The sequence below is a fragment of the Paenibacillus sp. LT-B23 genome (genome assembly GCF_059417685.1).
Map to the genome: position 1 here is coordinate 87,225 of NZ_JBSQBM010000009.1, position 24,532 is coordinate 111,756.

Here is a 24,532-nt window from a genome sequence, read left to right on the forward strand (position 1 = left end):
TAAAAATGTTTTTTTCAATCTCCCTTCTCCCCATCATACAAACGATTCGCCAGCAGGTATTGCGTGTATGTTAAGAGCATATGCTATTGGATGTACAGAGAAGCTACAGGAGGGAAACATGCCTAAAAAGATATGGTGGAAGGAAGCCGTTGTGTATCAGATTTATCCGATCAGCTTTCAGGATTCGGACGGAGACGGAAAAGGAGATTTACGAGGCATCCTGTCCAGGTTGGACTATTTAAGTGAGCTGGGCATTGATGTCATCTGGATTTGTCCGGTGTATAAATCACCCAATCATGATAACGGCTACGATATTAGCGATTATTATGCCATTATGGATGAGTTCGGAACAATGGAAGACTTTGATAAACTCCTTCACAAGGCGCATGAACGAGGCATTAAAATTATGATGGATCTGGTTTTAAACCATACATCGGATGAGCATCCGTGGTTTACGGAATCACGCTCGTCCAAGGATAATCCGAAACGGGACTACTACATATGGCGAACAGGCAAAAATGGCGGATATCCAAACAATTGGGAATCGTATTTTTCCGGTTCTGTGTGGAAATATGACAAGCTTACAGACGAATATTACATGCATCTGTATTCCGAGCATCAGCCGGATCTTAACTGGAACAATGAAGAAGTGGTCGCTGAATTGTACCGCATGGTGGAATGGTGGCTGAAAAAGGGAGTCGATGGCTTCCGGTTTGACGCCATTGCCCATATTGTCAAAGCCGAAGGGCTGCCAGATGCCGATAATCCCGAGAAACGGACATTGGTACGGGCCTATCAGCTTTTTTCCAATTTGGAACAAGTGCATGTGCTGCTTCGCATGCTGAATGAAAGAGTGCTGGAGCGGTACCCCTTAATGACCGTCGGTGAAACATCGGGTTTGGGTCCTGAACAGGCACTCGATTATGTGGGAGATCAGCGGCATGAGCTGAATATGGTTTTCCAGTTTGAACACATGTTTATAGATGCCCAGGGACAGGGGACAGAAAAATGGAAATCCAAGCCGTGGACATTGGTAGAGTTAAAAAAAATGATGAGTCGATGGCAGACGGAGCTTCATCAGGAGGGATGGAATGCGAATTATCTGAACAACCATGATCAGCCGCGCGCCCTCTCGCGATTCGGGAATGATGGACAGTACCGAGTGGAGTCGGCCAAAATGCTGGCAACCTTCACACATATGCTTGAAGGTACGCCGTACATTTATCAGGGCGAGGAAATCGGCATGACGAATATTGCGTACTCGTCGATTGATGATTACCGGGACGTGGAGACATTGAATTATTATGAGCAGCAGCGGAAGCTGGGCGAACCGGAAGAGCAGATTATGGCGGCAATTTGGAGAAAAAGCCGGGATAATGCGCGGACACCCATGCAGTGGAATGGAGGGCGTGCGGCCGGGTTTACCGATGGAGAGCCGTGGATGAAAATCAACGATAATTACACGCATATCCACGTTGAGGCGGAAAGACATAACCCGGATTCGATTTTTCACTATTATCGTAAGCTGATTGCCCTGCGTAAACAGCTTGAGGTAATCGTTTATGGTGAATATAAGCTGCTGCTGCCGCTGGATACCGAGCTGTATGTGTTTACCCGCACGTTGGAGAAGGAGCATCTGCTAGTTATTTTGAACTTTTTTGACCGTAACCCGGTATTCCACTGGCCTGAGGAGGAGGGCTATCCTGCCGCCAAAGCAGAACTGCTTCTGTCCAACTACGAGTCGGTAAAAGGGGAGAATCTGAACGCCCTGAAGCTGCGTCCTTATGAAGCCAGAGTGTATAAGTTAAGCTTGGAATAGGCGTTCTGGCTTCATTCCAGCCAGCTCACGGATCTTGGCGATAATCCGATCTTCCTGATTTTCCTCGTCCGGAATTGATTCGGTAGCGTAGGCTGCCAACTCGTCATGATGATGAATCATAACGGCGTGGTGTGCTTCCTTGAACATTGGAATATCGTTCGCATCATTGCCAAAGGCGATAAATTGGCGGGACTGCACACCAAGCTTCTGGAGCGCGTTCCATTTATGGATATTTTGCGGACTGATGTCCAGCACTTGTTCATTGCGGTGTTGATGAATGACCACGCCGAGCGGCAAAAGCCTGGCGGCCAGCCCTTCCATATCTTCAGCGGTTAAAATGAGCATTTTTACGATGGATTTCAGGGAAGCCAAAGGTAGCTTTTGCGCCCGCTTGCCGATATCCAGATTGTTGAGTATAGGGTGATTGGCTGCGCCTGTATAGGCATAATCCCAATCGCTGTCGATCAGATAGGTGGTTTGATGTTCCTCCAGGAGTGCAAGCAGGGCTTCCGCCACTTCCGGCAAGAAGGCTTCCACATGAGTCACAGTTCCCTTTTGGGAAATCAGTGAACCGTTGCCGCCAATCAGGGCATAGGAATGAAAACGTTCAGGAAGCACAGGCAGCATGTCGCGGATCGGCCGGGCCGAGGCGAAAACCACTTCATGTCCCGCCTGAGTCAGTTGTTCCAGACAGTCTGCGATCTGATCCGACACACATTGTCCCTTGAAGCAAATCGTTCCATCCAAATCGAATACAAAGTGCATGATGTACCTCCATTATGTATGTTGTCCTCCAAATATTTGTCCGATCTATTATATCCAAACCCTTCTTTGAGCGTAAAGTAAAAAGCCCGATCCCACTGTCTATACCAGGCAGTGGGATCGGGCTAATACATACAAGACTTGCCGGATTAAGATGTTTCTCTAGTGGTAATGCTTGACCTTAAGGTCATCCAGACTTTTGAATTCATACCCTTGCTTGCGAGCTTCGTCAATGATAGAACCAAGCGCTTCGGCATTGTCCTTGGACACGGAATGGAGCAGAATGACCGCTCCGGGGTGGAGCTGATTCATGACCTGACGATAAGCATAGTCTGTTCCTTGCTGGATATTCGTATCCCAGTCCTTGTAAGCCACAGACCAGAATACACTTGTATATCCGGCTTCCCGGCAGGAAGCCAAGGCTTTTTCGCTAAAAATGCCGCGTGGTGGTCGGACGTATTTCATTTCTTTTTGTCCGGTCAATTCGGCCGATGCGCTTCGTACCTTATCCAGCTCCGACAGGATCTGTGCCGAAGAAATTGTACTCATATCAGGATGGCTCCATGAATGGTTTCCAATGATATGACCTTCGCTGGCCATACGGCGCATCAAAGCAGGCTGGTCTTTTACAAAATGCCCGGTCACAAAGAAGGCAGCCGGGACTTTTTTAGCCTTTAGTACATCCAGCACTCTGGGGGTAAATCCATTCTCATAGCCGTTGTCAAAGGTGAGATACAGTTCTTTTTTGGTCGTATCCCCCAAAAAGATGCCTCCCTGTCTTTCGATCAGGTGCATAAAGCCCTCTTGCGCGATGGAAGGCAGCTCGCCTCCCTTACTTTTTTTAAATCCAAAATGATAAGGCTGTCCGTCAACAGCCTGCGTAGCTAGTGCGGGTTGACCCGTAACTACCAACATGCCAACAACCGCAGTGCATAACCATAAGGCAAACATTCGCTTCATCTATGTTCCTCCGCTTCTCCGTCCCGTTCGGGTAAGATGTGTATGCTTCGGCATATTCCATAGATTCTGCAAAACGGCGCTTTTTTATGCAATATAAATTAACGAGAATAGCTCTTGCCAATGGGCAGCAGTCTCCTCAGGATGCTCCACATGAAATTCTGCTGCTTCCAGCGTAATCTTGCCTGACGGATGCTCTTGAATCACTCCGTCTGTTGTCAACTGCTGTAAACGATTGGCGTCCGTATCATTCCACTGGATTACAAAAGGATACGGCAAGCCGTGAAAATCACCGCTAATGGTGAACATTTTCCACTGAATCAGGCGGCCTTGAGGGTCCAGTCGTTTGCCCTCATAAATCGAAGAAAGCTCTAATCCTTTGCTGTTCAATGTAGCTGCAACTTCCTCGATATCGTCCGTTCGCAGGGCGACACGGCCGAAGACTTCATGCTCGGGCAGAAGTTCTACTGCTGCCTGGCTAATCAGAATCGTATTCTGTTCGCTGCGCTGCAAGCCTGCGGTAAAGTCGCTTTGATTACTTCCAGGCATCAGGCATAACAAAGCTTTCATACTTAGGTTGGGATTTGATGAATTTTTCAAATTCCTCCGACTCATATGCAGCTTTCAGATCCTTGGCCCATTGGGTGTCTTAATTTGCTTTGTTAAGCGTCACAACGATGCGATAGTGTTCCGGTGTGTTTTCAATTTTAAGTGCATCCGAGATTTTCTTGCCTGCATCGGTAATAAAGTTACCATTCACAATCCCGAAATCAAGGTCTTTCAGAGAGACGAGAATTTGTGCGGAATTCAGCACCTTGAAATTCACTTTATATTTGGCAGGCTCAACGCTATTTACGTTAAAGTTGATCACTTCGGCATCGCCTTTGATTTTAACCCAGCCCAGCTCTTCAATGAGCCGTACAGCCCGTTCCTGATTGACTGCGTCCTGTGATACTCCAATGGTTACGCCATCTTTGACTTCATCCAGCGATTTATGGTTGACCGAGTACAATCCCTGAGGGGCGCTCGGTACGAAGGTGAGAGGGTAAATGTTTGTATATGATCCCGCTTGTTTTTATCATTATAAATCCCCCGCTAATTTTAAAACCTAGTTTTTTAATTGGATATATAAGATATTAATTCATAGGAAGAGGAAGGTCAATTATAAAGTGTATAAAACACCCATATTGACATGAATATTAAATCCAAGTAGTATACTTTTTAAAGCATACTTCATTACTCGGATTTTGATATAAGTATAGTAACATTAATCAAAAATTGACCTGTACGTTTGAGTGCTAGCGTTGGCCGAATCCGCATTGACAGGTCTGGAAACAAATTAATAGAGGTCGGAACGGAAGGGGTTGCCAGAAATGATTGAACTCAAAAATGTGTCCAAAACCTATGTGAGAAAAGGCTTAAGCATTGAAGCGTTAAAAAATATAAATATCAAAGTAGATAAAGGTGATATTTTCGGCTTTATCGGATTCAGCGGAGCAGGTAAAAGTACGCTGATCCGGTTGGTTAACCGTCTCGAAAAGGTCACCACCGGGGAAGTTCTTGTCGAAGGAGAGCGGTTGAATACTTATTCGACATCGGGGCTTCGGAAGGTAAGGAAGAAGATCGGAATGATTTTTCAGCATTTCAATCTGCTGGAGTCGAAAACGGTGTTCGACAATATTGCGATTCCGCTGGTGCTGCTCAAGCGCAACAAACGGGAGGTTGAGCAACGGGTAAAAGAGTTGCTGGAGTTCACAGGCTTGTCCGATAAGGCGAACAGCTATCCGAGTGAGCTGTCCGGCGGTCAGAAGCAGCGTGTCGGCATTGCGCGGGCGCTGGCGAGCAACCCGTCCATTCTGCTCTGTGATGAGGCGACCTCGGCGCTTGATCCGCAGACCACGCAGTCGATTCTGGAATTGCTTCGTAAAATCAACAAGGAATACAAGATTACCATTCTGATCATCACGCATGAGATGTCAGTCATTCAGCGGATTTGCAACAAGGTGGCCGTGATGGAAAAGGGTGAAATCATTGAGCAAGGCAATGTGCTGGAGGTATTCGGACAGCCACAGCACCCGACGACGCAAAGCTTTGTGCGTACGGTTATTCACGATACGGTGCCGGATAGTGTACTGCAAACGTTCGAACAGCAAGAAGCACAGCGGATTTACAAGCTGGAATTTATCGGACAGGCTGCTTCCGAGCCGGTGGTTCATGAATTGATACGGCACCATGAGGTCCATGTCAATATTTTGTTTGCCAATATGACAGAAATTCAAGAGACGACCATTGGCTATATGACAATCCAGGTGCGCGGGGAGGAGCATGCCGTCCAGCAGGCTGTTGATTTTATCAAGAGCAAAGGGGTCAACATTCAGGAGGTGAAGGCCATATGATGATTACAGGAACCTCTATAACCTGGGATCAACTGTGGGAGGCTTTATATCAATCCTTGCTCATGGTCAGCATCTCGCTGTTCATTGGCGCATTGATCGGTATACCTATCGGTATTTTGCTGGTCATTACCCGTCCGGGCGGGATTTTGGAGAGCAAATGGTTTTACGGCATTTTTAATCCGATTATTAATATTGTTCGTTCCTTGCCGTTTATCATTTTGCTGGTAGCGATCATTCCGTTGACGCGTCTGATTGTGAATACCTCCATTGGGACGAGCGCGGCGATTGTCCCGTTGATTTTCTATATTGCACCATATATCGGTAGGCTGGTCGAAAATTCGCTGCTTGAGGTTAATCCGGGCATATTGGAGGCGGCGGATGCGATGGGAGCGACCCCTTTTCAGGTTATTCGTTACTTCTTGCTCCCCGAAGCGTTCAGTTCCCTCATTCTGTCGTTAACGACAGCCGCAATCGGCTTGATTGGAGCCACTGCCATGGCAGGCGCAGTCGGAGGGGGCGGGATTGGCGATCTGGCGATATCGTATGGTTATCAGCGGTTCGATACGGTCGTTACGCTCATTACCGTCGTGATTCTTGTTGTGTTTGTACAAGTTGTTCAGTCCTTGGGTAACCTATTGTCCCATAAAGTACGCAGGGGTTGATTTTTATAAGGATTATATGAACTTTTAGTTCTGCGCCCGCCAATATTGGCGGGCTCAATTAAAAAATCGTACGCTGCCAGCGTAACATGCTGGGCTGATACAACATAGACAGAGCTGAAAAAAACCGTTTCAAGGAGAGATTCCCCAAAACGGTTTTTTGGCATGAACGGAGGCGTTTCCCAACGCTATTCACCCCGAATACGAAATGATTGCAAATAGTTCTGGATATCTTCCTGATCGGTTTGAAGTAAACCCGCCAGCATCGTTTGCAGGGTATGCAGCGTGCTGATATGAGCCTCAATTTCAATGATCTTATTCTGGACGATTTCCTTCAGTGTGTCCGCGTCCATCTCCTTATGGAGCAGATGCAGTGTCTCTTGTATTTCCTTGAGTGAGTAGCCTAGCGATTTCGCATCTTTAATAAATTTGATTTTCACCAAATAATCATCCGTATACACGCGATATCCATTCGCAGCCCGCCGGGGCACCGGTAAAATACCGCTATTTTCGTAATAGCGAATGGTCGCCATGCTCAATCCGGTACGTTTTGAAAGCTCGCCACGCGTCATTCCTTCCACCACTGCATCTCCAATCTCTTTAAAACGTATCTAATAAACTAACGATCCATCTCCTGAGCCTGATGTCATTTCCTTTTCGTATATGTGGGATCGAACGATACCTCGGGATATTCAGGCGAAGCGCCTTTTAATAGCGGTTGCTGTTCACCTTTTAAATATTGGTCGAAAAAGGCTCGTACATACGATCTCGTAATATCAATATTATGCACAGGGTCTATATTTTTAGCAAAAAGGGATGGTGAAATCAGGGCCAGATCCGTAAAGCTCTGATGGAAAAACTTATCGACCGTCAAATAATAGGTATCATTTTGGCTTTTGGTCATGACCGACTTCAGATCGGGAGCAAATTCCGTATAAAAGACCTTATCTTTTTTCGTAACCGATGGCTTTAAGCTCTCCGCCGTGGTTCCTGTCATCATATACATGAAGGGCTGCTGCAATCCGGTATGGGCGACAGTTCCCCAGAATCCACCCTCCAGGCTGACACCCGCTTTAAAACGCTTGTCCTGCGCCAAGGTTTCAGCTGTTGTCGCCCCGCCGTAGGAGTGTCCGAATATGCCCACATGATCCAGATCCAGCTTGCCTTCGAACAATCCGTTAGGATCTTGTGTATTCCATGTCGTAATCGTGTCCAGCACGAATCGGGAATCGGCTGCGCGAATGCTGACGCCCTTTACGTTATTTTCATATAGCTCAGCCGATGTCGGGAATTCAGGCTCCGGCGTGTAGGGAATGATCCGACCATCAGGGAAGGAAACTTTGGCGGAAGAGTAGGGATGATCCATACCTACTACAATATAACCATGACTCACCAGCTCCTCCACAGCCGTCATGCTCTGGAACCGGGTAGAACGGATACCGGGTGAGAACAGCAGCACCGGATATTTTGCCTCAGCGTTCGATATTTCTGCACCTTGGACGACGTGTGTAGGAATCGTTGTGAGGTAACTGAACAACTGCTTCGGTATCCCGAAAACAAGACTGATGGCTTCTCCCAGCTCAGCAGGGTAAGGCTCTTTCGGCTTTTGCTTTGCTGCATCGGGATCGACAGGATACCAGACATTGATCATCAATTCCCGCTTGTCGGCCGATGTCGCACTGAGGGTTTCGTCACGGCTTTGATCGGTCAAATGCTGCGAAATGGTGCCAATGGCATATTTCCCCGTCGGTTCAGGGAGGGAGAAGGCAGGCAATACATGCGTCAAATACATTGATCCGGCAGTCAAAGCCATAACGACCATGATGAGCAGCCCCTTTTTCAAATATTTTTTAAAACGGGTTTGGAGACGCACTTTAGATGGGGTCCTGGTAATTCTAAGGATGAATCCGATAATAAGTATCAATACAACAAGATAGGTCGGAAGCATTTGCAAGCGAAAATGATTCATAATTCCATGCAGCAGCACGACCAATACGAGGGAAGCTAATATGGCCGTATCGAACCGCCTCTCTCTTTTTCTAAAAATAATAACGCCTGCGGCCACCAAACTGACCAGCAGCACAGCGATTTCAAGTGTCCTCACGCTATAGAACTCCCATCTTTATCCCAGTCCCTGCAAGGAAGAACTGTTATTTGTGATAGATCAAGCATAAACGTTGAAGTATACTACAAGGTCAATCACCTAATATATTTCAATCCGTAGCCTCTTTTCTCTATGATTCTGCTATTAGCCGATACAACTTCTGCTACTCTAGCATATTCATATAACATATCTCTTCGCAGTTGAGATCGACTCAAGGATGGTTTACATCCGTCTGAACAGGGGACTCGCAAATGAGAGATTTAAAGGAAAATCAATGTATTTTAAGGAGGTAATTGTTTTGGGAAGAAAGAGACGAAGCGGTTTTAAAAATAAAAGAATTTCGGTAGACGTCAAACAATCTTCTTCAGCTCAGACAGGACAAGGTGGCAATCCCATTTCTATCAATGCTTCTGATGTCGGGGTCGTAAGAACAGATGTTCAAAATAAGTAATCAGATAAAAAAAAGCTATGCAAACAACGCGTACCGGTACATAATCGGCGCGCGTTGTTTGAGTTTAGCCTGAAAGCATGCTATTCATCATCGTTCAAATACATTCCGGTCATTAACCTCTTATACTCTGCATCAGTCTCACGGGAAGCAAATAAGCGAAAACGTTCATATAGCCCTATACATTTGATCGTATACGATTTATTGTCGACTTCCAGGGATTTGTCCAAGCCGTCGATTAAATAGCTAAAGCCAAGGTCAAAGGCTCCTCTGCTTAAATAATAGTGAGCCAGCTCATGCAGAAATAGAATATATAAATCTGGCGTGATCTTGTACGTATACGTAACGATAGCTTTTTCCCGCGCCATAAAGGCTGTAATGTCTGTTTCGAACTTTTTAAGAAAATAATCTACCTTGATATCCTGCTGATTAGCGGCTCTAACGATTTTAAACAATCCCGGCATCAGCCCGGTTGGTGAAGCTTCAATGCATTTAACATAATCCAAAATAGCGCTTACATCTCCTGTTAGCATTTTATATAAAAATATACTGGAGTGTGCCCATTCTTTGCATTTGTTCAGCCAGTATTGTGTTTCCTCATCCGTTTCCTTCACCCAGCTTAGATCAGCATACGCGTACGTATATTGTAGCGCTTGCTTGTAGTCTCCCTGGGCCTCGCAAATATTCGCACGAAGATAGTTAGAGTAGGCCATATAAAAGAACATCGGTCTTTGTGGCTTTTTGAGTGGTTCCTGATTAACCTTATTGGGCTGGTGCATAAGAAGGTATTGAAAATTAGCCTCATCGTCCATATCCTGAGCCAGGTCCTTGGCTAAATCCCACAATTTCCTTTGGATATAGGCAATCGCCAGTTCTCTTAATGCGTCAAGTCGGTCTATATCATCAAGCTGATCCAAAAGTGGAAAAACCCGGTTAGCAGCATCGACGTTTTGTTCTTTATCGGGTCCCAGCCCAAGAATAAACAGGCGATACTGGCACAAGGCCAGTCGTTCTGAACGTCGGCCTCCCTCCCTTTTGACGATATTTTTGTAGAGCAGGGCTGCGGCGGCATGTTTGTCATGTATGAAAAAATCCTCAGCTACTTCGAACAACAGAGGGGCGTAATTCGTGTTATCCAACCATAAATAGCTGGTTTTCCGAATACACTCCAGCTTGCCCAGTTCTTCACATCGGTATAAAAAAGGTTTAATGTGACGCCAATCAGGTAAGGATTCGACCAGACATTCTTCGATGTAATGCTCATAAAAATGGCCTGGATTCAGTCGCATACCGTATGTAACCCGATCCAGTTGCTCTACCGAGAAGGGCATTTTTTTGCCCAAAATAGCATGGACTGCCTCCATTTCTACATCCGCCATTTCGCAAAATTGGATAATGCTTAGGTCTTCTCGTGCCATGAATTGCTCCAGCTCTGTGCGTATCGTGGTTGTATGTTCCAAATGAACCACCCCTTTCACAATCCGGATGCTAAATCAGCGTTTATCTGAACATATTATACCACCGTTTTGGGAATGTTTGTATGTAGATAGGAGTAACCTCAAGGGATGAGACTACTCCGTTTATTAAAAGGAGAGCGTCTATTCCACCCGCTTCGCAGGCGTTGTCTTCAGCACGGCGTAGCCGTAGGCTGGAAGCTCAGCGCGGAAGCCCTTCGCTCCTGCGGACCACTGGCTTTCGCCAAAAGCCAATTCCCATTCCTGCTCGGGAATGTCCAGCTCAAACACGTGGCCCTTACCGGAACGGTTAAGCAGCACGAGCAGCACCTCTTCCTCGCTGCGGCGTTCGTAGGCGAGGAATGTGCCCTCCGGCTCTGCCTCCAGAAAAGTGAGGCTTCCCGCGGCACGCAGCACCGGGTGCTCCTTACGCAGCGCAATCAGCTTGCGGTAAAAGTCGAACAGCTCGCGGTCCTGCTTGTCAGGGTCCCACTCCATGCACTTGCGACAGCCTGGATCGGCATCTCCATCCAGACCGATTTCATCACCATAATAGATGCAGGGCGCGCCCATGTACGTGAACTGGAACAGAGCGGCCAGCCGCATCAGCCGCTTGTCATCGCCGCACAGCGTCAGGAGGCGCGGCGTGTCGTGGCTATCCAGCAGATTGAAGGCAACCTCGGATGCCTGCTGCGGATAGCGGGCCAACTGCCGTCCGATGGCAAAGGCGAAGCTTTGGGCATCGGTTTCTTTTTTGACGAAAAAATCATTCACCGCGTAAGTAAACGGATAATTCATCGTCGCATCAAACTGGTCGCCCTGTAGCCATTCAGACGATTCATTCCACATTTCACCCAGAATGTACGCATCCGGGTTAGCCTGTTTGACCGTGGTGCGGAACTCCCGCCAAAAGGCGTGATCCACCTCATCTGCCACATCCAGCCGCCACCCGTCGATGCCGATCTCTTCGATCCAATATTTTGCCACATCCAGCAGGTACTTTTTCACCTCGGGATGCTCGGTGTTCAGCTTGGGCATCATCGGCTCCAGCCCGAAGGTATCGTAGGTCGGTGTATCATCAACGACTTCCAGCGGGAAGCTATGTACGTGGAACCAGTCCTTGTAAGGGGAGGCTTCGCCTTTTTCCAGTACGTCCACGAACGGCTTAAAGGTACGTCCCGAATGGTTGAACACTGCATCGAACAGTACCCGGATTCCCCGGTCGTGGCAGGCATCCACCAGTTTTTTTAACGTCTCCTTGTCCCCAAAATGCGGGTCCACCTCCATATAATCCTCGGTATCGTATTTATGGTTGGTCGTCGCCTTGAACACAGGCGTCATATACAGGGCGTTAATCCCTAGCTCGTTCAGGTGGTCCAGATGATCTATGATCCCCTGTAGATCGCCACCAAAAAAATTGTCGGTTTGCGGCGTGTCCCCCCATGCCTCGGCACCTTCCGGGCTAATAGAGGGGTCACCGTTCGCAAAGCGTTCCGGGAAAATCTGATAAAATACCGCATCCTTCACCCATGCAGGCGGCTTGAGAATATCAATTGGATTCAAAAACGGGTATTGGAACAGGCCGTCTGCATTTTGAGGCTCTTGGGTGGTGAAGTCGTTCTCGTTCATCCATAGTTGTTCTTCTTCGTCTTCCAGCAAAAATCCATATTTCAGCCGGCGGTGAGTGGGCTTTACGGTACATTGGTAGTAATCAAATCTGCCGTCGGTGGCGAATTTGGACATCGGAATGAGCTGTCGGGTGCGATCCCAGTCGTATTTGTCTCCGGTTAGAGCGTGTACAGCGGTCAGGTCATTTTTCTTCACACGAAGCCGTAAAAATAGGGTTGCATCATCATAACCAAAAGCCCAATTGCGCTTCGGATGATGGTATATCGCTTCCAGCAGCATATGGTATTCCTCCTATTTTGCAAGCAGTAGAATTTGAAATCATATAGCATATGTCGTATAAGGTAGTTATTAACCTTTTTATGCGGGTTATGTACCATCAATGCTATAATGCCCATTACAATAAAAGAAAAACGATAAGTAGGTGTGCGTGAATGAAAACAAATGTGTTATACATCGAGGACGATCAGGATATCGGCGCTTGGATGCATCGGTATTTGGAAGAGCGGAATTACGCTGTGGTGTGGCTGCGCAGCGGGGATGGAGCTGTGGAAGCATCCCATACATGCCAGCTTGTGATTCTGGATGTGATGCTGCCCGGTCTGGATGGATTTACGATTGGAAAAAGGCTCAAGAAGGAGCGGCCGGAGCTTCCGATTCTTATGCTGTCCGCCCGAACCTCCATTGACGATAAGCTGCATGGGCTGGATTTTGCCGACGATTATGTGACGAAGCCCTTTCACCCGGACGAGCTGATTGCACGTATGGAGGTTTTGCTGCGTCGATCAGGTACGGTGCCCGAGGAATCCTTGCAGTTGGGACATCTGTCAGTGTACCCTCCCGATAACCGTATTGTGAACCGTGATACCGGGGAAGAAATTGCGCTGACAGGCAAGCAATATCATATTTTTGCTTATTTGCTGCGGCATTTGGGTCAGATTATGACGAAGGAGCAAATGTATGAAGCCGTGTGGGGCGATCCGTATATCGACGGGGACAAAACCTTAATGGTCCACATTCGACATCTGCGCGAAAAGCTGGAGGTTGATCCTGCCACTCCTCGCATCATTGAGACGATCCGTGGTGTAGGCTATCGGGTGAAGGCATAATGAGCAGGACGCGCAAGAGTTGGGCGAGGTTGCGTCGCAGCTCCAGGCCAGGTCAGGGAGGTCGGTTTCGTAATTCACTGTTGTTCCGCTATCTGGTCATTATTGTGGTTGCTATGATGCTATTGCCGATTATGTTACCTGCTACGTTAATTGTAAGTAGTGTCTTGTCTGCTTGGGTTACGGATATGAAGCCTGCAAATTCACATTATCTCTCCAGTTCACGGACCGAAGATAGCTGGCATCGTGAAGCTGTAGCCTTAAAAGGAGCCACCCCGGAGCAAATCTCAACCCATTTAAAAAAAATACAGGGAAATATGTTTCCCGATTCACAGATATTTTGGGTGGATGCAGCGGGGATAACAAGGCTGGAGTTGCCGACACAACCAGACCTTCCAGAGCATTGGGACGCGATGCAAGCTATTACATTCATGAAACAAGCAAGCTATCAGGGGCCGTTTACTGTAGTTGCATTTATTGGTGGTGGTCAGAAGAACGCCGATCAGGGCTATATGGTATTGAAAGTTCCTCGTTCGTTTTTTGATCAGTCGCGTACGGACAATAGCATGGCACTGTACTATCTCTTTTTTATTTTACTGATACTCGCAGCATTTATATTCGTATCTCTCCTGTTTTTTGGAGGCATTCGGCGCAGACTGGTGCGGCTTCAGGCAGCCATGTCGCAGAGGGGAGAGGATGGATTGCCCATTTTCGTCAGCACCGGACGACCGGATGAAATCGGCAAGCTGGAGGAAGCGTTCAACCAGATGGTTGAGCAACTGGCCGAGAGTCGAGGACGTGAGCGCCAAGAGGAGGAATTGCGAAAAAGGCTGGTCGCCGATCTGTCACACGATATCCGGACACCGCTTACCGTCGTGCGCAGCCATCTGTACTCATTGGACGACGAAAACCTGAGTAACAGGGGAAGGCAGTCTATTACACTGATGGAAAACAAGTTAAAAGACCTCGGAAGCCTGATCGACAACCTGCTCGCCTATAATCTTCTTTCCAGCGGCAAATATACATTGAATAACGAACCGCGTGATATCCTGCGGCTGGTGCGGGAATGTGCGGCCAGCTGGTATCCGGTTTGGGAGAAGGAAGGTTTGGAGGTGGATATCGACTTGCCTGAGCATAGTATCGTATGGAAGGTCGATGAGCAGGGCTTCCGCCGTTTGCTGGACAATCTCTTCCAAAATGTAGTTCGCCACGCCGTCTCAGGCCAATATATCGGTATCCATATAGAGGAACATAACGGGAAAGAGGCATTAGTCATTGCGGATAAAGGACCGGGAATGGAGCAGCAATCCAGTGGAAAAGGAGCCGGGATTGGCTTGGCGATTACTGAATTGCTGGCCCGTGAAATGAATCTGGAGAGGGATATTGTCAGTTCATCCGTCGGGACACAAATCCGTTTTTTAAACAAAACTTAAACTAAGAGTTCCCTTGGCTTTAAACTTGGCACGTTACGATAAGTGTCGAGGTGAGGAACTTGAACGAATACATTATTGAAACGAGCAGTCTCAGCAAAATATACAAAGGCCGCCCTGCGGTCAATCAGCTGGATCTGAAAATAGGGCGGGGAGATATTTACGGCTTTCTCGGTCCGAATGGAGCCGGGAAAACGACAACCATTCGCATGTTACTTGGACTCATTCGCCCGACAAGAGGAACGATCCGCATATTTGGTAAGGATATCCGCAGGAATAAGCTGGATATTTTGCGTAAAGTCGGCTCGCTGGTCGAATACCCTTCGTATTACGGTCATTTGAACGCAGTGGAAAATCTGGAGGCCATTCGTCGCATTTTAAATGTGCCCAAAGAGAACATTGCGGAAGTGCTGGAAGTCGTTCGACTGACCAAGCATGCCAAACGCCCGGTCAAGGGATACTCGCTGGGGATGAAGCAACGGCTTGGTATCGCCGCCGCGCTGCTAGGCAATCCGGAATTGCTTATTTTGGACGAGCCTACCAATGGTTTGGACCCGGAGGGCATTCAGGAGATGCGCGCATTGATTCAGGCGATGCCCAAGGAACGAGGAATCACCGTGCTGGTATCCAGCCATCTACTGAGCGAAGTGGAGCATATGGCGAATACGGTGGGAATTATCCGCGAAGGAGAACTGGTTTTCCAGAATACGATTCACAATCTCCGTCAGGAATCCGCAGGGGGCATTCGCATCGTCACGTCCGACCCGGAAACAGCCCAGCTCATTGCACGTGAGCAGGGTTATCATTCGGTGAGGGACGGGGCTGCTCTGGATTTTGAAAACATGAATGATGCGGCTGTGGCGCTACTGGTCAGAAGGCTGGTCGAAAATACGCATGCTATATACCGTGTAGAGGAACGCCGCAAATCCCTGGAGGATATGTTCATGCAGGTCGTCGGCAAAGGAGGGGCTTCCCTATGATGCTGCGAGCGCTGACTGCGGATCTGCTCAAAGCGCGCAGAAAGGGTATCTGGTTTCTGGTGTTTCTAGGACCACTTGGGCTGGTGGCGATGCAGGCACTGAATTTCGGGCTTCGTTATGATTATCTGATTCCGCACAGCAAGGGTCATCTGTGGGAAGCCTTGATGGATAACATTGCTATTTTTGTTCCCCTTGCGCTGGTGTTAGGGGCCACGATGGTCGCTTCCATGCTGGCGAATGTGGAGCATTCGTCCAACTCCTGGAAGCAGCTATTGGCCTTGCCTATCTCCAGATTCAGTGTCTATATGGCCAAGCTGACGCTGGCTATCGGGATGCTGTGTGTATCCTGCCTGCTCCTTACCGTTGGAACGTGGGGGCTGGGAATGATACTTGGCTTCGGGGGAGAGCCTGCTCCAATAGGAGAATTGCTGCGGATCGGGTTTTGGCCCTTGGGAGGAACACTGCCCATGCTCGTACTGCTATTGTGGCTAACGGTCACGTTTCATAATCAGGCGCTGCCTGTAACACTGGGCATTACGCTAGGCATCGGCAGCCTGTTTGCTTCCCAGCTATCTGAATGGTTTCCGCTGGCTTGGCCGCAATTCGCATGGGTTGCGCCTCAAGCGTGGATGTTTGCGTCCATCGGCTGTGGAACGGGTGCGCTTCTCAGTCTGCTGACGGCGGCTCATTTTAGCAGAAAGGATGTGGCGTAATGTTCGGAGGATATGTACGACTGCTATCTGTCGAACGTTTGAAAATAGCCAAGTCGCCCGTCTGGTTGCTCGCGCTCGTCAGCCCGGCGATTGCCGTCCTGATCGGACTGCTGTCGAACCCCGGAGGAAATTGGCTGGCACTACTCTCTAGCATGCTCACAGTGCATGCGCTGCTGTTCATGCCGATGCTGACTGCCGTATTTGCATCTATGGTCTGCCGATTCGAGCATGGGGGCGGCGGCTGGAAGCAACTGCTGTCGTTGCCATTATCCCGCACCAGTCTCTACGTGGCCAAGCTGACGATGATTATGGCTTTGGTGGGGCTGACTCAACTATTGTTCGGGGGAGCGCTGCTGGGTGTTGGAGCTGTGCGAGACATGAATGGGCCGATCCCTTGGTCAGTCATCGCCCAAAGTCTGCTCGCAGGCTGGGTAGCCTGTCTGCCGCTGGCTGCGTTACAGCTAATGGTGTCTTTCCTGTGGTCCAGCTTTGCCGCGCCGCTCGCCTTGAACTTTGTTTTCACAGTGCCCAATATTCTGGTCGCCAACTCACAGACCTACGGCCCGTACTATCCGTGGGTACAGCCTGTGCTGGCGATGATGCCTACCGGAAGAGACAGCTTTGGGGCTTTCATTGTACCAGCCGATACGCTGATTATGGTTGTCCTGGGTAGCTTTGTTGTGTTTGGGGTTGCGGGCCTGACGGTATTCCGTCGTAAAGAAATATAGGACGGAATATGAGAATTCAGCTCTATCTGTTTTTTCAAGGGCTCTATTAAAACAAATGACCCTCTTATGGGTCATTTGTTTTAAAGTTATCATTCTTCCGGGTCACATTTCAGCATGGGTACCTAAAGATCAGTCAACTTCTAGCTCGGGAAGTTATTCTAAATGCAGCATAGGTCATCAGGGCATAAATAATACCGTACATCGCCCATGCGTCCAGGTTAGATTTAAAGGTAGCAATATTTGTTGTGATAAACAGGAGGGGAAGTAAAAGAGCTACACCTACAGCCAGTAGAACCCTCGAATGAAGAATTGCGCACATAATTCCAATTATAATGGCGATTAGAGGGCAGATGAGCAGAGTGGGGACAAGGGAGTTCAGTTGGTGAAAAACTAAATAAATCATAATTACACCTCGCTTTGAAGGAGTGTGGCAACTTCGTAGCTAATTTGTGCCAAAAAAACGAACCATTTCTTTATCGGAATGATAGTTCAAGGGAATGACAGCCTCCTCGGAACCTGTCTCTAAACTGTAGCGTCGTATTTCTCTGACTCTGTCCAAAGGTTTTTTCTTAACAAAGTCATATAATATATCAATTGAATTTCCAGAAATATGTGTACCTGATATATATCCTCTTTCAGTCTCTTTTTTTTGAATAAAATTTTCACTCTGTTTTAATTGGATTTTTTTAACGTTTTGTAAGGAGTTATTCCATACCATAATTTTATTATTATTTGATATGACATACAAATTTCCGTCATGTATTGCAGTATCATACAAGGAAAATGATTCGTTAGAGATAGAAATTTCTTTATCTAAGGTGCCATTGGAGGGATTTAAAATTTGCATGACAGGCCGATCCTGAATACCCGGACGATTTCCATCCAGCATGACGATTAAACGATTATGAAACCATTGAAGGGACGATCCGTTATTTTTCCCCACTGGATAATATGCTTGCTCCTGAGACTTATGATTTGGAACAGAATAATTATGAAGCAAACTATTTGTGTTTAGATCAATTACATAAATACCAACGTTTTCTCCATTCCCGTCTATGTATAGTACATAAGCTTTATTATCTTTTTATACCACAAATTGGAAATATCCTGGCAACATTATGTGATGAAGTGTCGAATTACCAGTCTTTGAATATACCAACTCATTAGAATATACCTTTGGCGAATATTGTGGATTGTTACCCACATTCATTGAGGTAAATTTATGAATGTTATTAACACGATGAAGGATTTCACATGTAGTTTTCGCACGAAGAAACAAGAGCCTGATTTTCACGGAAACGGGTTAGATAATATCCGAAGGATTACGGAGAAATACGATGGAAATATACGTATTGAGGCTTATAACCACAGATTCAATATCATGGTCACTCTACAGCTTTTAGAATGAAGATAGTGTATTTGATAAGTGGAATTTTTTTGAAGTATACATCGCGCCGGATTGATAAAATACGATAATACATTTCAATCCGGCGCATGACACATTTTAAACTAAGCCCGGCATGGCACGGATATTATCGCTGATGAGGTAGCAGGAGGCGTCGAACTTGGCTTGCTCTTCCGGGCTTAGCTCCAGCTCGATGACCTCCTGAATTCCTTTGCTGCCGATGATCGCCGGAACGCCTGTGCAGACATTCGTGTGTCCGTACTCGCCATCCAATACGGCAGAAACCGCTATAATTTTACCGTCATCATTTAAAATGGAACGGGTAATGTACGCCAGCGCATTGGCAATACCGAAATAAGTAGCACCTTTGCGAGTGAAAATCTCCCAGCCTGCATCCTTCGTTTTGCGGGCGATGTCATCCAGATCGACGTGGCTGAAACGCTCCTTATGCTGGCGCAGAATATGCAGGATCGGCTTGCCGCCAATGGTCACGTGTGACCATGCGACGAATTGGGAATCGCCGTGCTCGCCAAGAGCATACCCCTGTACGCTGCGTGGATCTATGGAAAATACCTCGGAAAGCAGCGTTTTAAGCCGGGACGAGTCAATGGAGGTGCCAGTGCCGATTACCTTGTTGCGTGGTAGACCGGATATGCTTTGTACGAGATAGGTCACAATGTCGACAGGATTAGCCGCAATGACGAAAATGCCGTCGAAGCCGCTCTCCATAATCGCCGTTACAATTTCGCGCGTAATGATCACCGCATCATCCAGTACAGACAGACGATCTTGACCTGGTTTGGGGTTAGCCCCGGCCGTGATAATGACAACATCCATATCCGTGCAATCTGCATACGTTCCTGCGTGTACCTTGGTACGTGTAGACGTAAAATCCATACAATGGGACAGATCCAGCGCATGGGCCAAAGCTCGATCATATGTGCGGTCAATCATCATAATTTCGTCACAAATGGACTGATTGACCATTGAGTAGGCGCAGCTCGAACCGACCATCCCTGCGCCGACAATAGCTACTTTCCTTGCCTTCCCCTTCATTTATGTTTCCTCCTCGTTCCAGCGAACGTAATATGCTACAAATTATGTCTGAAACCCATTTTACGTTACATAACATAACATATTGCTGATCTTTTGGAAATATCCATCGTTTTGCCTTCATTCCGAAAAATAACAATCACCAGAGGCACATGTATAGGCTGTAATATAGAAGATACGTGGAATACGCAGTATTTTTGCAGGTATGTATTGCAGGGAGTGAGAAGCTTCTTTTTGAGGCGGTATCCGCATTGATTGTGCTTAGCGCCGCACTGATGGTAGAAATGATGCCATAGGATCATGGGAAGTGTGACATTTATGTGACGTTTCTAAAAAGGACACCCTATTGAATAGGAAATAGGCGAGGTACTACATACTTTGTCAGATTTTAAATGCTGCTGGTTTATCCAACAATAAGCTATATAAGCCGAACTCGAAAAATGAACATAAAAACGGAGTAGGCGGAATGGTGTTGTACAAGCGAAGCGGTCGCTTTCAAAGCTTTCCGTAGGAAAGGCGCTTCGGAAGCATCATCCGACTGCGCAGCAGGGGCACAATAGGAAACTTTTAAGCCACGCTTGTATGGCAATATGAAGTCGCTTCTTGCATTTTTATAAAATATTCGCTTATGACAAAGGTTCCTAGCAGTCCGCAATATTAGAACATTTTTGCCAAAGGGTTTCCATTTGATTCCGCGAATTGTACATATACAAGCTTATTTCTTTCCATACCATCCGGGGAGGTAATGATCAATGGAAGAAAGCAGATCGACGACGGAAGCAGCAAAGCGGTTGGGAATCGGGGCCAGTACCCTTCGTAAATATGCGGCAGCGCTGGAGGAGCAGGGCTATGTGTTCCCGCGTTCCGCCAACCAATCGAGAATGTTCAGTCCAGAGGATGTAGAGTGCTTAAAGGTGATGCGAGGGGCGTTGCGTGAGGAGCATTTGACGATGGAGCAGGCGGTTCAGGTGGTGCTTGAGAGGGTAACCGCACCCTTCCAAATCGAGGATGCAGGCATCCGCTTGCCATCCGTATCGGATGGTGAGTCGCTGGCTGCAACCTGGGAGGAAATATTGGCTGCGGCAGAGGGCAGAGATGAGTCTGTGATGCAGGCGCAAGCCGCCGCTACTCTTGAATCGGCAGGATTAGAGGATGAAGTTAGCGTACAGGAACAGTCAGAAGGCCCGATGCAGCTACAACCGCAGGAACAACAGACGCATACCTTAGCGTTAACGATTGAGCACAGGCTGAAGCAAACAAGGGAGAGGGAAAAAGAAGAACTGGAACAAACACCCGGACAGATACAAACGCAGGAGCCTGTAGAGTCCCAAGCACTGACGGAGATGCAGATTATGGTGCAAAGCGCTTTACTGGAGATGAGGAGTCGTTTGGAAGAGCTGGAAGTGGAGCATAGCCGGTTGGTGGAGAAGAACACCAGCCTGTCCAATCAGTTGGAGGACCAAAAGCGCTGGATGAAAGAACGGGTGGAAGAGGAACGGGATCGGCAGTTAATCACCAATTTGCGCACCTATCAGGGCAGACAGCGAAAGTCACGCGGTTCGCTGCTGTCCTGGCTCGGTTTGGCACCACGCAGACGTAAAGAGGCATAGGTATGATAAGCCCATCAGACCTACCCGGTTCTGATGGGCTTATTGTGGATGGTATAATAGCAGAACAGAACGGAGTGAATGGATATAGGGCAAAGGCTCAGTCCATTTCACCATTCAAGAGCAAGTCGCATATATAGCGTTGCTGCAGCGTGTATAGGAAAGGGATATCAGAATGTTTGCTTGGTTGCGGAATGCTTATGAATCTTGGATAGATTACCCGAAACAGCCCGACGATCTGTTGAGCGGGCGATATCATATTTTGTCGTTGCTGGGTATGGGCAGCTATGGTCTGACCTACCTCTGTTTGGACAAGCACAGCGGGCAGGAGGTGGCGGTCAAGCTACCCAGACCGAGCAAGCGGGCGAAGGGTGTTCAACTGTTGCAGCGTGAGGCCAACATTATGCGACAAATGGAACATTCCTGTATCCCGAAGCTGCTCGAAAGTGTGGAGTATCGGAATGGAATGTACCTGGTCATGGAATATATCTCCGGCATGACGCTGGAGGAGCTTATATTTGAACAGGGGCGTTCTTTTACCGAACAGGAATGTATCGTCTACACCTTGGAGTTGATGGAGCGGGTTCTGTATGTGCATGAACAGGGCTACATCCATCGGGATATCCGCATTCCCAATGTGATCCACCGCGAAGGGAAACCGTACCTGATCGACTTTGGCCTTGCACTGGCGATGGGCGAGCAGCAGGAGGATGTATTTACCGAATCTATGCTGGAAAAGCGTGCAGCCGAACGGCAGGATGTCGCTATCTACAGCGATTTGTACGATGTCGGGCATTTGATGCTTTTTATGCTGTACAGCAGTTACGAGCCTCAACCGGATCAACCGCCGGGAAGCTGGCAGGAAGAATTGAAAGTGAGTCAACCTGTACGCCATCTGCTGGAACGTCTTTTCCAGATTGGCCCCAGGTATGAACATAGTCGCCAGTTTATGCTGGAGCTGGAGAAGGCGTTGGTGCAGCAGGAGGGCTAGTCCATAAAGATCGTCCATAAAGATCATCCATAAAAATAACGGGCATTCGCCGCAAAAATGGGGGAATGCCCCTCTTACGCATCTGACCATATCTACATACAATGATCCTGTAAATGAGCGAAAGGAGTGTTGTAAATGAGTCATATGTGTGGAATGGGCGGTATGGGGTACGGCGGAGCTTGGACCTCTGTAGGAGCGATTCTGGTTCTGTTTATTTTGCTGGTAATTATCTGCAAAACTCTATTTCTGTAATTTTGTTAATAGACGATTTCCTGTAAAATGCAGAGATGTTGCCCTGCATAGCGCCGGGCGCACAACAATAAAGCGAAGGCCCTTGATGAGAAGGGTCTTCGCTTTATAGGGTTTGAAGGAGCCACTGGCTTTCTTCCTATGCCTGGTTTCATTCGTCGCAGTTCTTTACTTACGAACTGGAGTAATGACGGCGTTTGTCCTTGTAATATTGGTGCCCGTTATGGCTGTTCTTGTATCCTAAATCGGATGAAGAGCGGCGTTTACGTTCGTAATAACGGTCCGAGCTACTGTATTTCCGCTTATGAGAATGAGAGGTGGAATGTAGCAGGCGGTGCAATAATTTTTTGAGCATCGTCTAATCCTCCTTCTTAATCCTGTCCGACTGATTTTTTAGATCATTTTCTGACATAGACAGGTTCTTATGAAACGGTAATACGCAGTGGTGTTGGAACGGGTTCCACTAATTTAAAGGTTTTAAGGATTTGGCCTGAAACTCGGCAATATCCTTGAATTCCTCTTCAAATTTACGCGAAATGCGGATATAGATCGGCAGTAAATCACGGTAAATATCCACATGCTCCGCCACGGGCTTATGCTGGTGAGTGGTGCCGATCATATCGGATACAGCGTCCAGCGAATCAATCCGTCCCAGTGCGTACAAGCCCAAAATAGCAGCGCCAAGACAGGAGCTTTCCAGACTTTCCGGGATAATGACCTCCTGATCGAAAATATCCGCCATAAGCTGTCGCCACAGCTCCGAGCGTGCGAATCCGCCAGTGGCGTGAATGACCGAAGGTCTGTCGATGACCTCTTCCATGGCCAGCATAACCGTGTACAGGTTGAACAGCACACCCTCCAGAGCGGCGCGGATCATGTGCTCTTTTTTGTGACGCAGGGACAAGCCGAAGAAGGAGCCGCGGGCATTCGGGTCCCACAGGGGTGCACGTTCTCCGGACAGATACGGGAGAAAGAGCAGGCCGTCCGAGCCGGGGCGTACCTGTTCCGCGATTTGGGTCAGCACATGGTACGGATCAAGCCCTAATCGTTTGGCGGTTTCCACCTCGGAGGCTGCAAATTCATCGCGAATCCAGCGGAAAACAATGCCGCCATTGTTCACCGGGCCGCCGATCACCCACAGCTTTTCGGTCAATGCGTAGCAGAAAAAGCGTCCCTTGGCATCGGTCAACGGCTTATCGACCACAGTGCGGATGGCTCCGCTGGTACCGATCGTGACAGCGACAACTCCCGGTTTGATGGCATTCACACCAAGGTTGGACAAGACACCGTCACTGGCTCCGATGACAAAAGGAGTCGTCTCCAGCAAGCCCATGTCATGCGCATAGGTCGCATCCAGTCCCTTCAGGACATGAGTCGTGGGAACCAGCTCAGACAACTGTTCCTTCGTCACACCGGCAATACGCAGTGCTTCCTCGTCCCAATCCAGTTGCTCCAAATTCATGAGGCCGGTAGCGGAGGCAATCGAATGATCCACGACATATTGCTGGAACAACCGGACAAATACGTATTCCTTGATAGAAATATATTTGTACGTTTGTGCCGCAATATCCGGCAAATCCCGTGTAATCCACATCAGCTTCGTCAGCGGCGACATGGGATGAACGGGTGTCCCGGTGCGCAAGTAAATGTCATGTCCGTGGTATTCATGCTTGAGCGCTTCAGCCCACTTGGCGCTGCGGTTATCTGCCCACGTGATGGAGGCGGTCAGCGGCTTGCCGTTCTTATCCACCGCCAGAACGCTGTGCATGGCCGAACTGAAGGAGACGAACAGCACATGCTCGGCTGCTACTCCGCTTTGTTTCATGACCTCCTGCACCGTTATCACGACGGCTTTGAAAATATCCTCCGGGTCCTGTTCGGCCGCATCCGGCTCAGGTGTATGTAGCGGATAGCCTACATGATGCTGGGCGGCAATATTGCCGTTTTCTTCGAAAAGTACCGCCTTGGTACTGGTCGTACCGATATCAACGCCGATCATATACCGAGTGTCTGTCATATTCAATCTCCCCTTCACTTACCGTTAT

The 24,532-nt window shown here is 48.0% G+C and carries 25 protein-coding genes; 13 read left to right on the forward strand and 12 right to left on the reverse strand.

All coding sequences use genetic code 11. The annotated features are described in order from the left end of the window. Window positions 1-118 precede the first annotated feature (118 nt). A complete protein-coding gene (locus tag ACWXW9_RS12975) occupies window positions 119-1,819 on the forward strand; it encodes a glycoside hydrolase family 13 protein (RefSeq protein WP_494929724.1) in 1,701 nt (566 codons plus the stop codon). Here ACWXW9_RS12975 and ACWXW9_RS12980 read toward each other — a convergent pair. The 4 genes from ACWXW9_RS12980 to ACWXW9_RS12995 form a co-directional block, all read right to left on the reverse strand. Next, window positions 1,805-2,584 (reverse strand): HAD-IIB family hydrolase, encoded by a 780-nt coding sequence (locus ACWXW9_RS12980; RefSeq protein WP_494929725.1) that lies wholly within the window; start codon window positions 2,582-2,584, stop codon window positions 1,805-1,807. The genes ACWXW9_RS12975 and ACWXW9_RS12980 overlap by 15 nt on opposite strands. 159 nt (window positions 2,585-2,743) lie before the next feature. Then, on the reverse strand, window positions 2,744-3,541 hold the full coding sequence (gene pdaA / locus ACWXW9_RS12985) for a delta-lactam-biosynthetic de-N-acetylase (RefSeq protein ID WP_494929726.1): 798 nt from the start codon (window positions 3,539-3,541) through the stop codon (window positions 2,744-2,746). Between the two features lie 84 nt (window positions 3,542-3,625). Beyond that, window positions 3,626-4,108 carry a VOC family protein gene (locus ACWXW9_RS12990; RefSeq protein ID WP_494929727.1) on the reverse strand — a complete coding sequence of 161 codons (483 nt, stop codon included), beginning with the start codon at window positions 4,106-4,108 and terminating at the stop codon, window positions 3,626-3,628. Window positions 4,109-4,187: 79 nt separating this feature from the next. Further along, on the reverse strand, window positions 4,188-4,589 hold the full coding sequence (locus tag ACWXW9_RS12995; protein WP_494929843.1) for a MetQ/NlpA family ABC transporter substrate-binding protein: 402 nt from the start codon (window positions 4,587-4,589) through the stop codon (window positions 4,188-4,190). A gap of 322 nt (window positions 4,590-4,911) precedes the next feature. Here ACWXW9_RS12995 and ACWXW9_RS13000 point away from each other — a divergent pair, with 322 nt between their 5' ends. Further along, a complete protein-coding gene (locus ACWXW9_RS13000; RefSeq protein WP_494929728.1) occupies window positions 4,912-5,934 on the forward strand; it encodes a methionine ABC transporter ATP-binding protein in 1,023 nt (340 codons plus the stop codon). After that, the gene (locus tag ACWXW9_RS13005) at window positions 5,931-6,596 is read left to right on the forward strand and encodes a methionine ABC transporter permease (RefSeq protein ID WP_494929729.1); all 666 of its coding nucleotides are present in this window, start codon (window positions 5,931-5,933) and stop codon (window positions 6,594-6,596) included. The genes ACWXW9_RS13000 and ACWXW9_RS13005 overlap by 4 nt, the downstream gene beginning before the upstream one ends. Before the next feature lie 185 nt (window positions 6,597-6,781). Here ACWXW9_RS13005 and ACWXW9_RS13010 read toward each other — a convergent pair whose 3' ends face one another. Together ACWXW9_RS13010 and ACWXW9_RS13015 are read right to left on the reverse strand one after the other, a co-directional pair. Beyond that, window positions 6,782-7,165: a MerR family transcriptional regulator gene (locus tag ACWXW9_RS13010; protein WP_483872424.1), complete on the reverse strand. Its 384-nt coding sequence runs from the start codon at window positions 7,163-7,165 to the stop codon at window positions 6,782-6,784. Window positions 7,166-7,239: 74 nt separating this feature from the next. Further along, complete coding sequence (locus tag ACWXW9_RS13015; RefSeq protein WP_494929730.1) at window positions 7,240-8,697, reverse strand: alpha/beta hydrolase family protein; 1,458 nt, start codon at window positions 8,695-8,697, stop codon at window positions 7,240-7,242. A gap of 298 nt (window positions 8,698-8,995) precedes the next feature. Between ACWXW9_RS13015 and ACWXW9_RS13020 the strand changes: the two genes are divergently transcribed. Next, window positions 8,996-9,148 carry a hypothetical protein gene (locus ACWXW9_RS13020; protein WP_483873507.1) on the forward strand — a complete coding sequence of 51 codons (153 nt, stop codon included), beginning with the start codon at window positions 8,996-8,998 and terminating at the stop codon, window positions 9,146-9,148. Between the two features lie 80 nt (window positions 9,149-9,228). Here ACWXW9_RS13020 and ACWXW9_RS13025 read toward each other — a convergent pair whose 3' ends face one another. Together ACWXW9_RS13025 and ACWXW9_RS13030 are read right to left on the reverse strand one after the other, a co-directional pair. Continuing rightward, window positions 9,229-10,605 carry a tetratricopeptide repeat protein gene (locus tag ACWXW9_RS13025; RefSeq protein WP_494929731.1) on the reverse strand — a complete coding sequence of 459 codons (1,377 nt, stop codon included), beginning with the start codon at window positions 10,603-10,605 and terminating at the stop codon, window positions 9,229-9,231. A 138-nt stretch (window positions 10,606-10,743) separates the two neighbouring features. Next, window positions 10,744-12,507: an alpha-glycosidase gene (locus ACWXW9_RS13030; protein ID WP_494929732.1), complete on the reverse strand. Its 1,764-nt coding sequence runs from the start codon at window positions 12,505-12,507 to the stop codon at window positions 10,744-10,746. A gap of 152 nt (window positions 12,508-12,659) precedes the next feature. On the opposite strand from ACWXW9_RS13030, the gene ACWXW9_RS13035 reads away from it, so the two are divergent. The 5 genes from ACWXW9_RS13035 to ACWXW9_RS13055 are packed head-to-tail and all read left to right on the forward strand — an operon-like array spanning window position 12,660 to window position 17,182. Next, window positions 12,660-13,334, forward strand: coding sequence for a response regulator transcription factor (locus ACWXW9_RS13035; protein WP_494929733.1), 675 nt, complete (start codon window positions 12,660-12,662; stop codon window positions 13,332-13,334). After that, window positions 13,334-14,764 carry a sensor histidine kinase gene (locus tag ACWXW9_RS13040; RefSeq protein WP_494929734.1) on the forward strand — a complete coding sequence of 477 codons (1,431 nt, stop codon included), beginning with the start codon at window positions 13,334-13,336 and terminating at the stop codon, window positions 14,762-14,764. The genes ACWXW9_RS13035 and ACWXW9_RS13040 overlap by 1 nt, the downstream gene beginning before the upstream one ends. 59 nt (window positions 14,765-14,823) lie before the next feature. Next, on the forward strand, window positions 14,824-15,741 hold the full coding sequence (locus ACWXW9_RS13045; protein WP_494929735.1) for an ABC transporter ATP-binding protein: 918 nt from the start codon (window positions 14,824-14,826) through the stop codon (window positions 15,739-15,741). After that, the gene (locus tag ACWXW9_RS13050) at window positions 15,738-16,454 is read left to right on the forward strand and encodes an ABC transporter permease (protein WP_494929736.1); all 717 of its coding nucleotides are present in this window, start codon (window positions 15,738-15,740) and stop codon (window positions 16,452-16,454) included. The genes ACWXW9_RS13045 and ACWXW9_RS13050 overlap by 4 nt, the downstream gene beginning before the upstream one ends. After that, on the forward strand, window positions 16,454-17,182 hold the full coding sequence (locus tag ACWXW9_RS13055; protein WP_494929737.1) for an ABC transporter permease: 729 nt from the start codon (window positions 16,454-16,456) through the stop codon (window positions 17,180-17,182). The genes ACWXW9_RS13050 and ACWXW9_RS13055 overlap by 1 nt, the downstream gene beginning before the upstream one ends. A 442-nt stretch (window positions 17,183-17,624) precedes the next feature. Here the strand turns inward: ACWXW9_RS13055 and ACWXW9_RS13060 are convergent, their stop codons facing one another. Beyond that, window positions 17,625-18,125 (reverse strand): hypothetical protein, encoded by a 501-nt coding sequence (locus ACWXW9_RS13060; RefSeq protein ID WP_494929738.1) that lies wholly within the window; start codon window positions 18,123-18,125, stop codon window positions 17,625-17,627. 297 nt (window positions 18,126-18,422) lie between these two features. Between ACWXW9_RS13060 and ACWXW9_RS13065 the strand changes: the two genes are divergently transcribed. Then, window positions 18,423-18,590, forward strand: a complete 168-nt coding sequence (locus ACWXW9_RS13065; RefSeq protein WP_494929844.1) for a GHKL domain-containing protein — start codon at window positions 18,423-18,425, stop codon at window positions 18,588-18,590. 96 nt (window positions 18,591-18,686) lie between these two features. Here the strand turns inward: ACWXW9_RS13065 and ACWXW9_RS13070 are convergent, their stop codons facing one another. Then, complete coding sequence (locus ACWXW9_RS13070; RefSeq protein WP_494929739.1) at window positions 18,687-19,643, reverse strand: L-lactate dehydrogenase; 957 nt, start codon at window positions 19,641-19,643, stop codon at window positions 18,687-18,689. Between the two features lie 749 nt (window positions 19,644-20,392). Here ACWXW9_RS13070 and ACWXW9_RS13075 point away from each other — a divergent pair. From ACWXW9_RS13075 to ACWXW9_RS13085, 3 genes are all read left to right on the forward strand, one after another. Then, the gene (locus tag ACWXW9_RS13075; protein WP_494929740.1) at window positions 20,393-21,250 is read left to right on the forward strand and encodes a MerR family transcriptional regulator; all 858 of its coding nucleotides are present in this window, start codon (window positions 20,393-20,395) and stop codon (window positions 21,248-21,250) included. A 172-nt stretch (window positions 21,251-21,422) separates the two neighbouring features. Further along, window positions 21,423-22,238, forward strand: a complete 816-nt coding sequence (locus ACWXW9_RS13080; protein WP_494929741.1) for a serine/threonine protein kinase — start codon at window positions 21,423-21,425, stop codon at window positions 22,236-22,238. Between the two features lie 153 nt (window positions 22,239-22,391). Further along, window positions 22,392-22,490, forward strand: a complete 99-nt coding sequence (locus ACWXW9_RS13085; protein WP_494929845.1) for a YjcZ family sporulation protein — start codon at window positions 22,392-22,394, stop codon at window positions 22,488-22,490. 169 nt (window positions 22,491-22,659) lie between these two features. Here the strand turns inward: ACWXW9_RS13085 and ACWXW9_RS13090 are convergent, their stop codons facing one another. Next, window positions 22,660-22,842 carry a hypothetical protein gene (locus ACWXW9_RS13090; protein WP_044646279.1) on the reverse strand — a complete coding sequence of 61 codons (183 nt, stop codon included), beginning with the start codon at window positions 22,840-22,842 and terminating at the stop codon, window positions 22,660-22,662. Between the two features lie 108 nt (window positions 22,843-22,950). Continuing rightward, entirely contained in the window at window positions 22,951-24,504 is a 1,554-nt protein-coding gene (gene gntK, locus ACWXW9_RS13095) for a gluconokinase (protein ID WP_494929742.1), read from the reverse strand. Between the last annotated feature and the right edge of the window lie 28 nt (window positions 24,505-24,532).

Coding starts and splice junctions, on each gene's coding strand:
- ACWXW9_RS12975 (WP_494929724.1), top strand. CDS start 119: ATGCCTAAAAAGATATGGTGGAAGGAAGCCGTTGTGTATCAGATTTAT.
- ACWXW9_RS12980 (WP_494929725.1), bottom strand. CDS start 2,584: ATGCACTTTGTATTCGATTTGGATGGAACGATTTGCTTCAAGGGACAA.
- ACWXW9_RS13055 (WP_494929737.1), top strand. CDS start 16,454: ATGTTCGGAGGATATGTACGACTGCTATCTGTCGAACGTTTGAAAATA.
- ACWXW9_RS13080 (WP_494929741.1), top strand. CDS start 21,423: ATGTTTGCTTGGTTGCGGAATGCTTATGAATCTTGGATAGATTACCCG.
- ACWXW9_RS13085 (WP_494929845.1), top strand. CDS start 22,392: ATGGGCGGTATGGGGTACGGCGGAGCTTGGACCTCTGTAGGAGCGATT.
- gntK (WP_494929742.1), bottom strand. CDS start 24,504: ATGACAGACACTCGGTATATGATCGGCGTTGATATCGGTACGACCAGT.
- ACWXW9_RS13075 (WP_494929740.1), top strand. CDS start 20,393: ATGGAAGAAAGCAGATCGACGACGGAAGCAGCAAAGCGGTTGGGAATC.
- ACWXW9_RS13000 (WP_494929728.1), top strand. CDS start 4,912: ATGATTGAACTCAAAAATGTGTCCAAAACCTATGTGAGAAAAGGCTTA.
- ACWXW9_RS13070 (WP_494929739.1), bottom strand. CDS start 19,643: ATGAAGGGGAAGGCAAGGAAAGTAGCTATTGTCGGCGCAGGGATGGTC.
- ACWXW9_RS13030 (WP_494929732.1), bottom strand. CDS start 12,507: ATGCTGCTGGAAGCGATATACCATCATCCGAAGCGCAATTGGGCTTTT.
- ACWXW9_RS13010 (WP_483872424.1), bottom strand. CDS start 7,165: ATGACGCGTGGCGAGCTTTCAAAACGTACCGGATTGAGCATGGCGACC.
- ACWXW9_RS13065 (WP_494929844.1), top strand. CDS start 18,423: ATGAAGGATTTCACATGTAGTTTTCGCACGAAGAAACAAGAGCCTGAT.
- ACWXW9_RS12990 (WP_494929727.1), bottom strand. CDS start 4,108: ATGAAAGCTTTGTTATGCCTGATGCCTGGAAGTAATCAAAGCGACTTT.
- ACWXW9_RS13035 (WP_494929733.1), top strand. CDS start 12,660: ATGAAAACAAATGTGTTATACATCGAGGACGATCAGGATATCGGCGCT.
- ACWXW9_RS13040 (WP_494929734.1), top strand. CDS start 13,334: ATGAGCAGGACGCGCAAGAGTTGGGCGAGGTTGCGTCGCAGCTCCAGG.
- ACWXW9_RS13005 (WP_494929729.1), top strand. CDS start 5,931: ATGATGATTACAGGAACCTCTATAACCTGGGATCAACTGTGGGAGGCT.
- ACWXW9_RS13050 (WP_494929736.1), top strand. CDS start 15,738: ATGATGCTGCGAGCGCTGACTGCGGATCTGCTCAAAGCGCGCAGAAAG.
- ACWXW9_RS13090 (WP_044646279.1), bottom strand. CDS start 22,842: ATGCTCAAAAAATTATTGCACCGCCTGCTACATTCCACCTCTCATTCT.
- pdaA (WP_494929726.1), bottom strand. CDS start 3,541: ATGAAGCGAATGTTTGCCTTATGGTTATGCACTGCGGTTGTTGGCATG.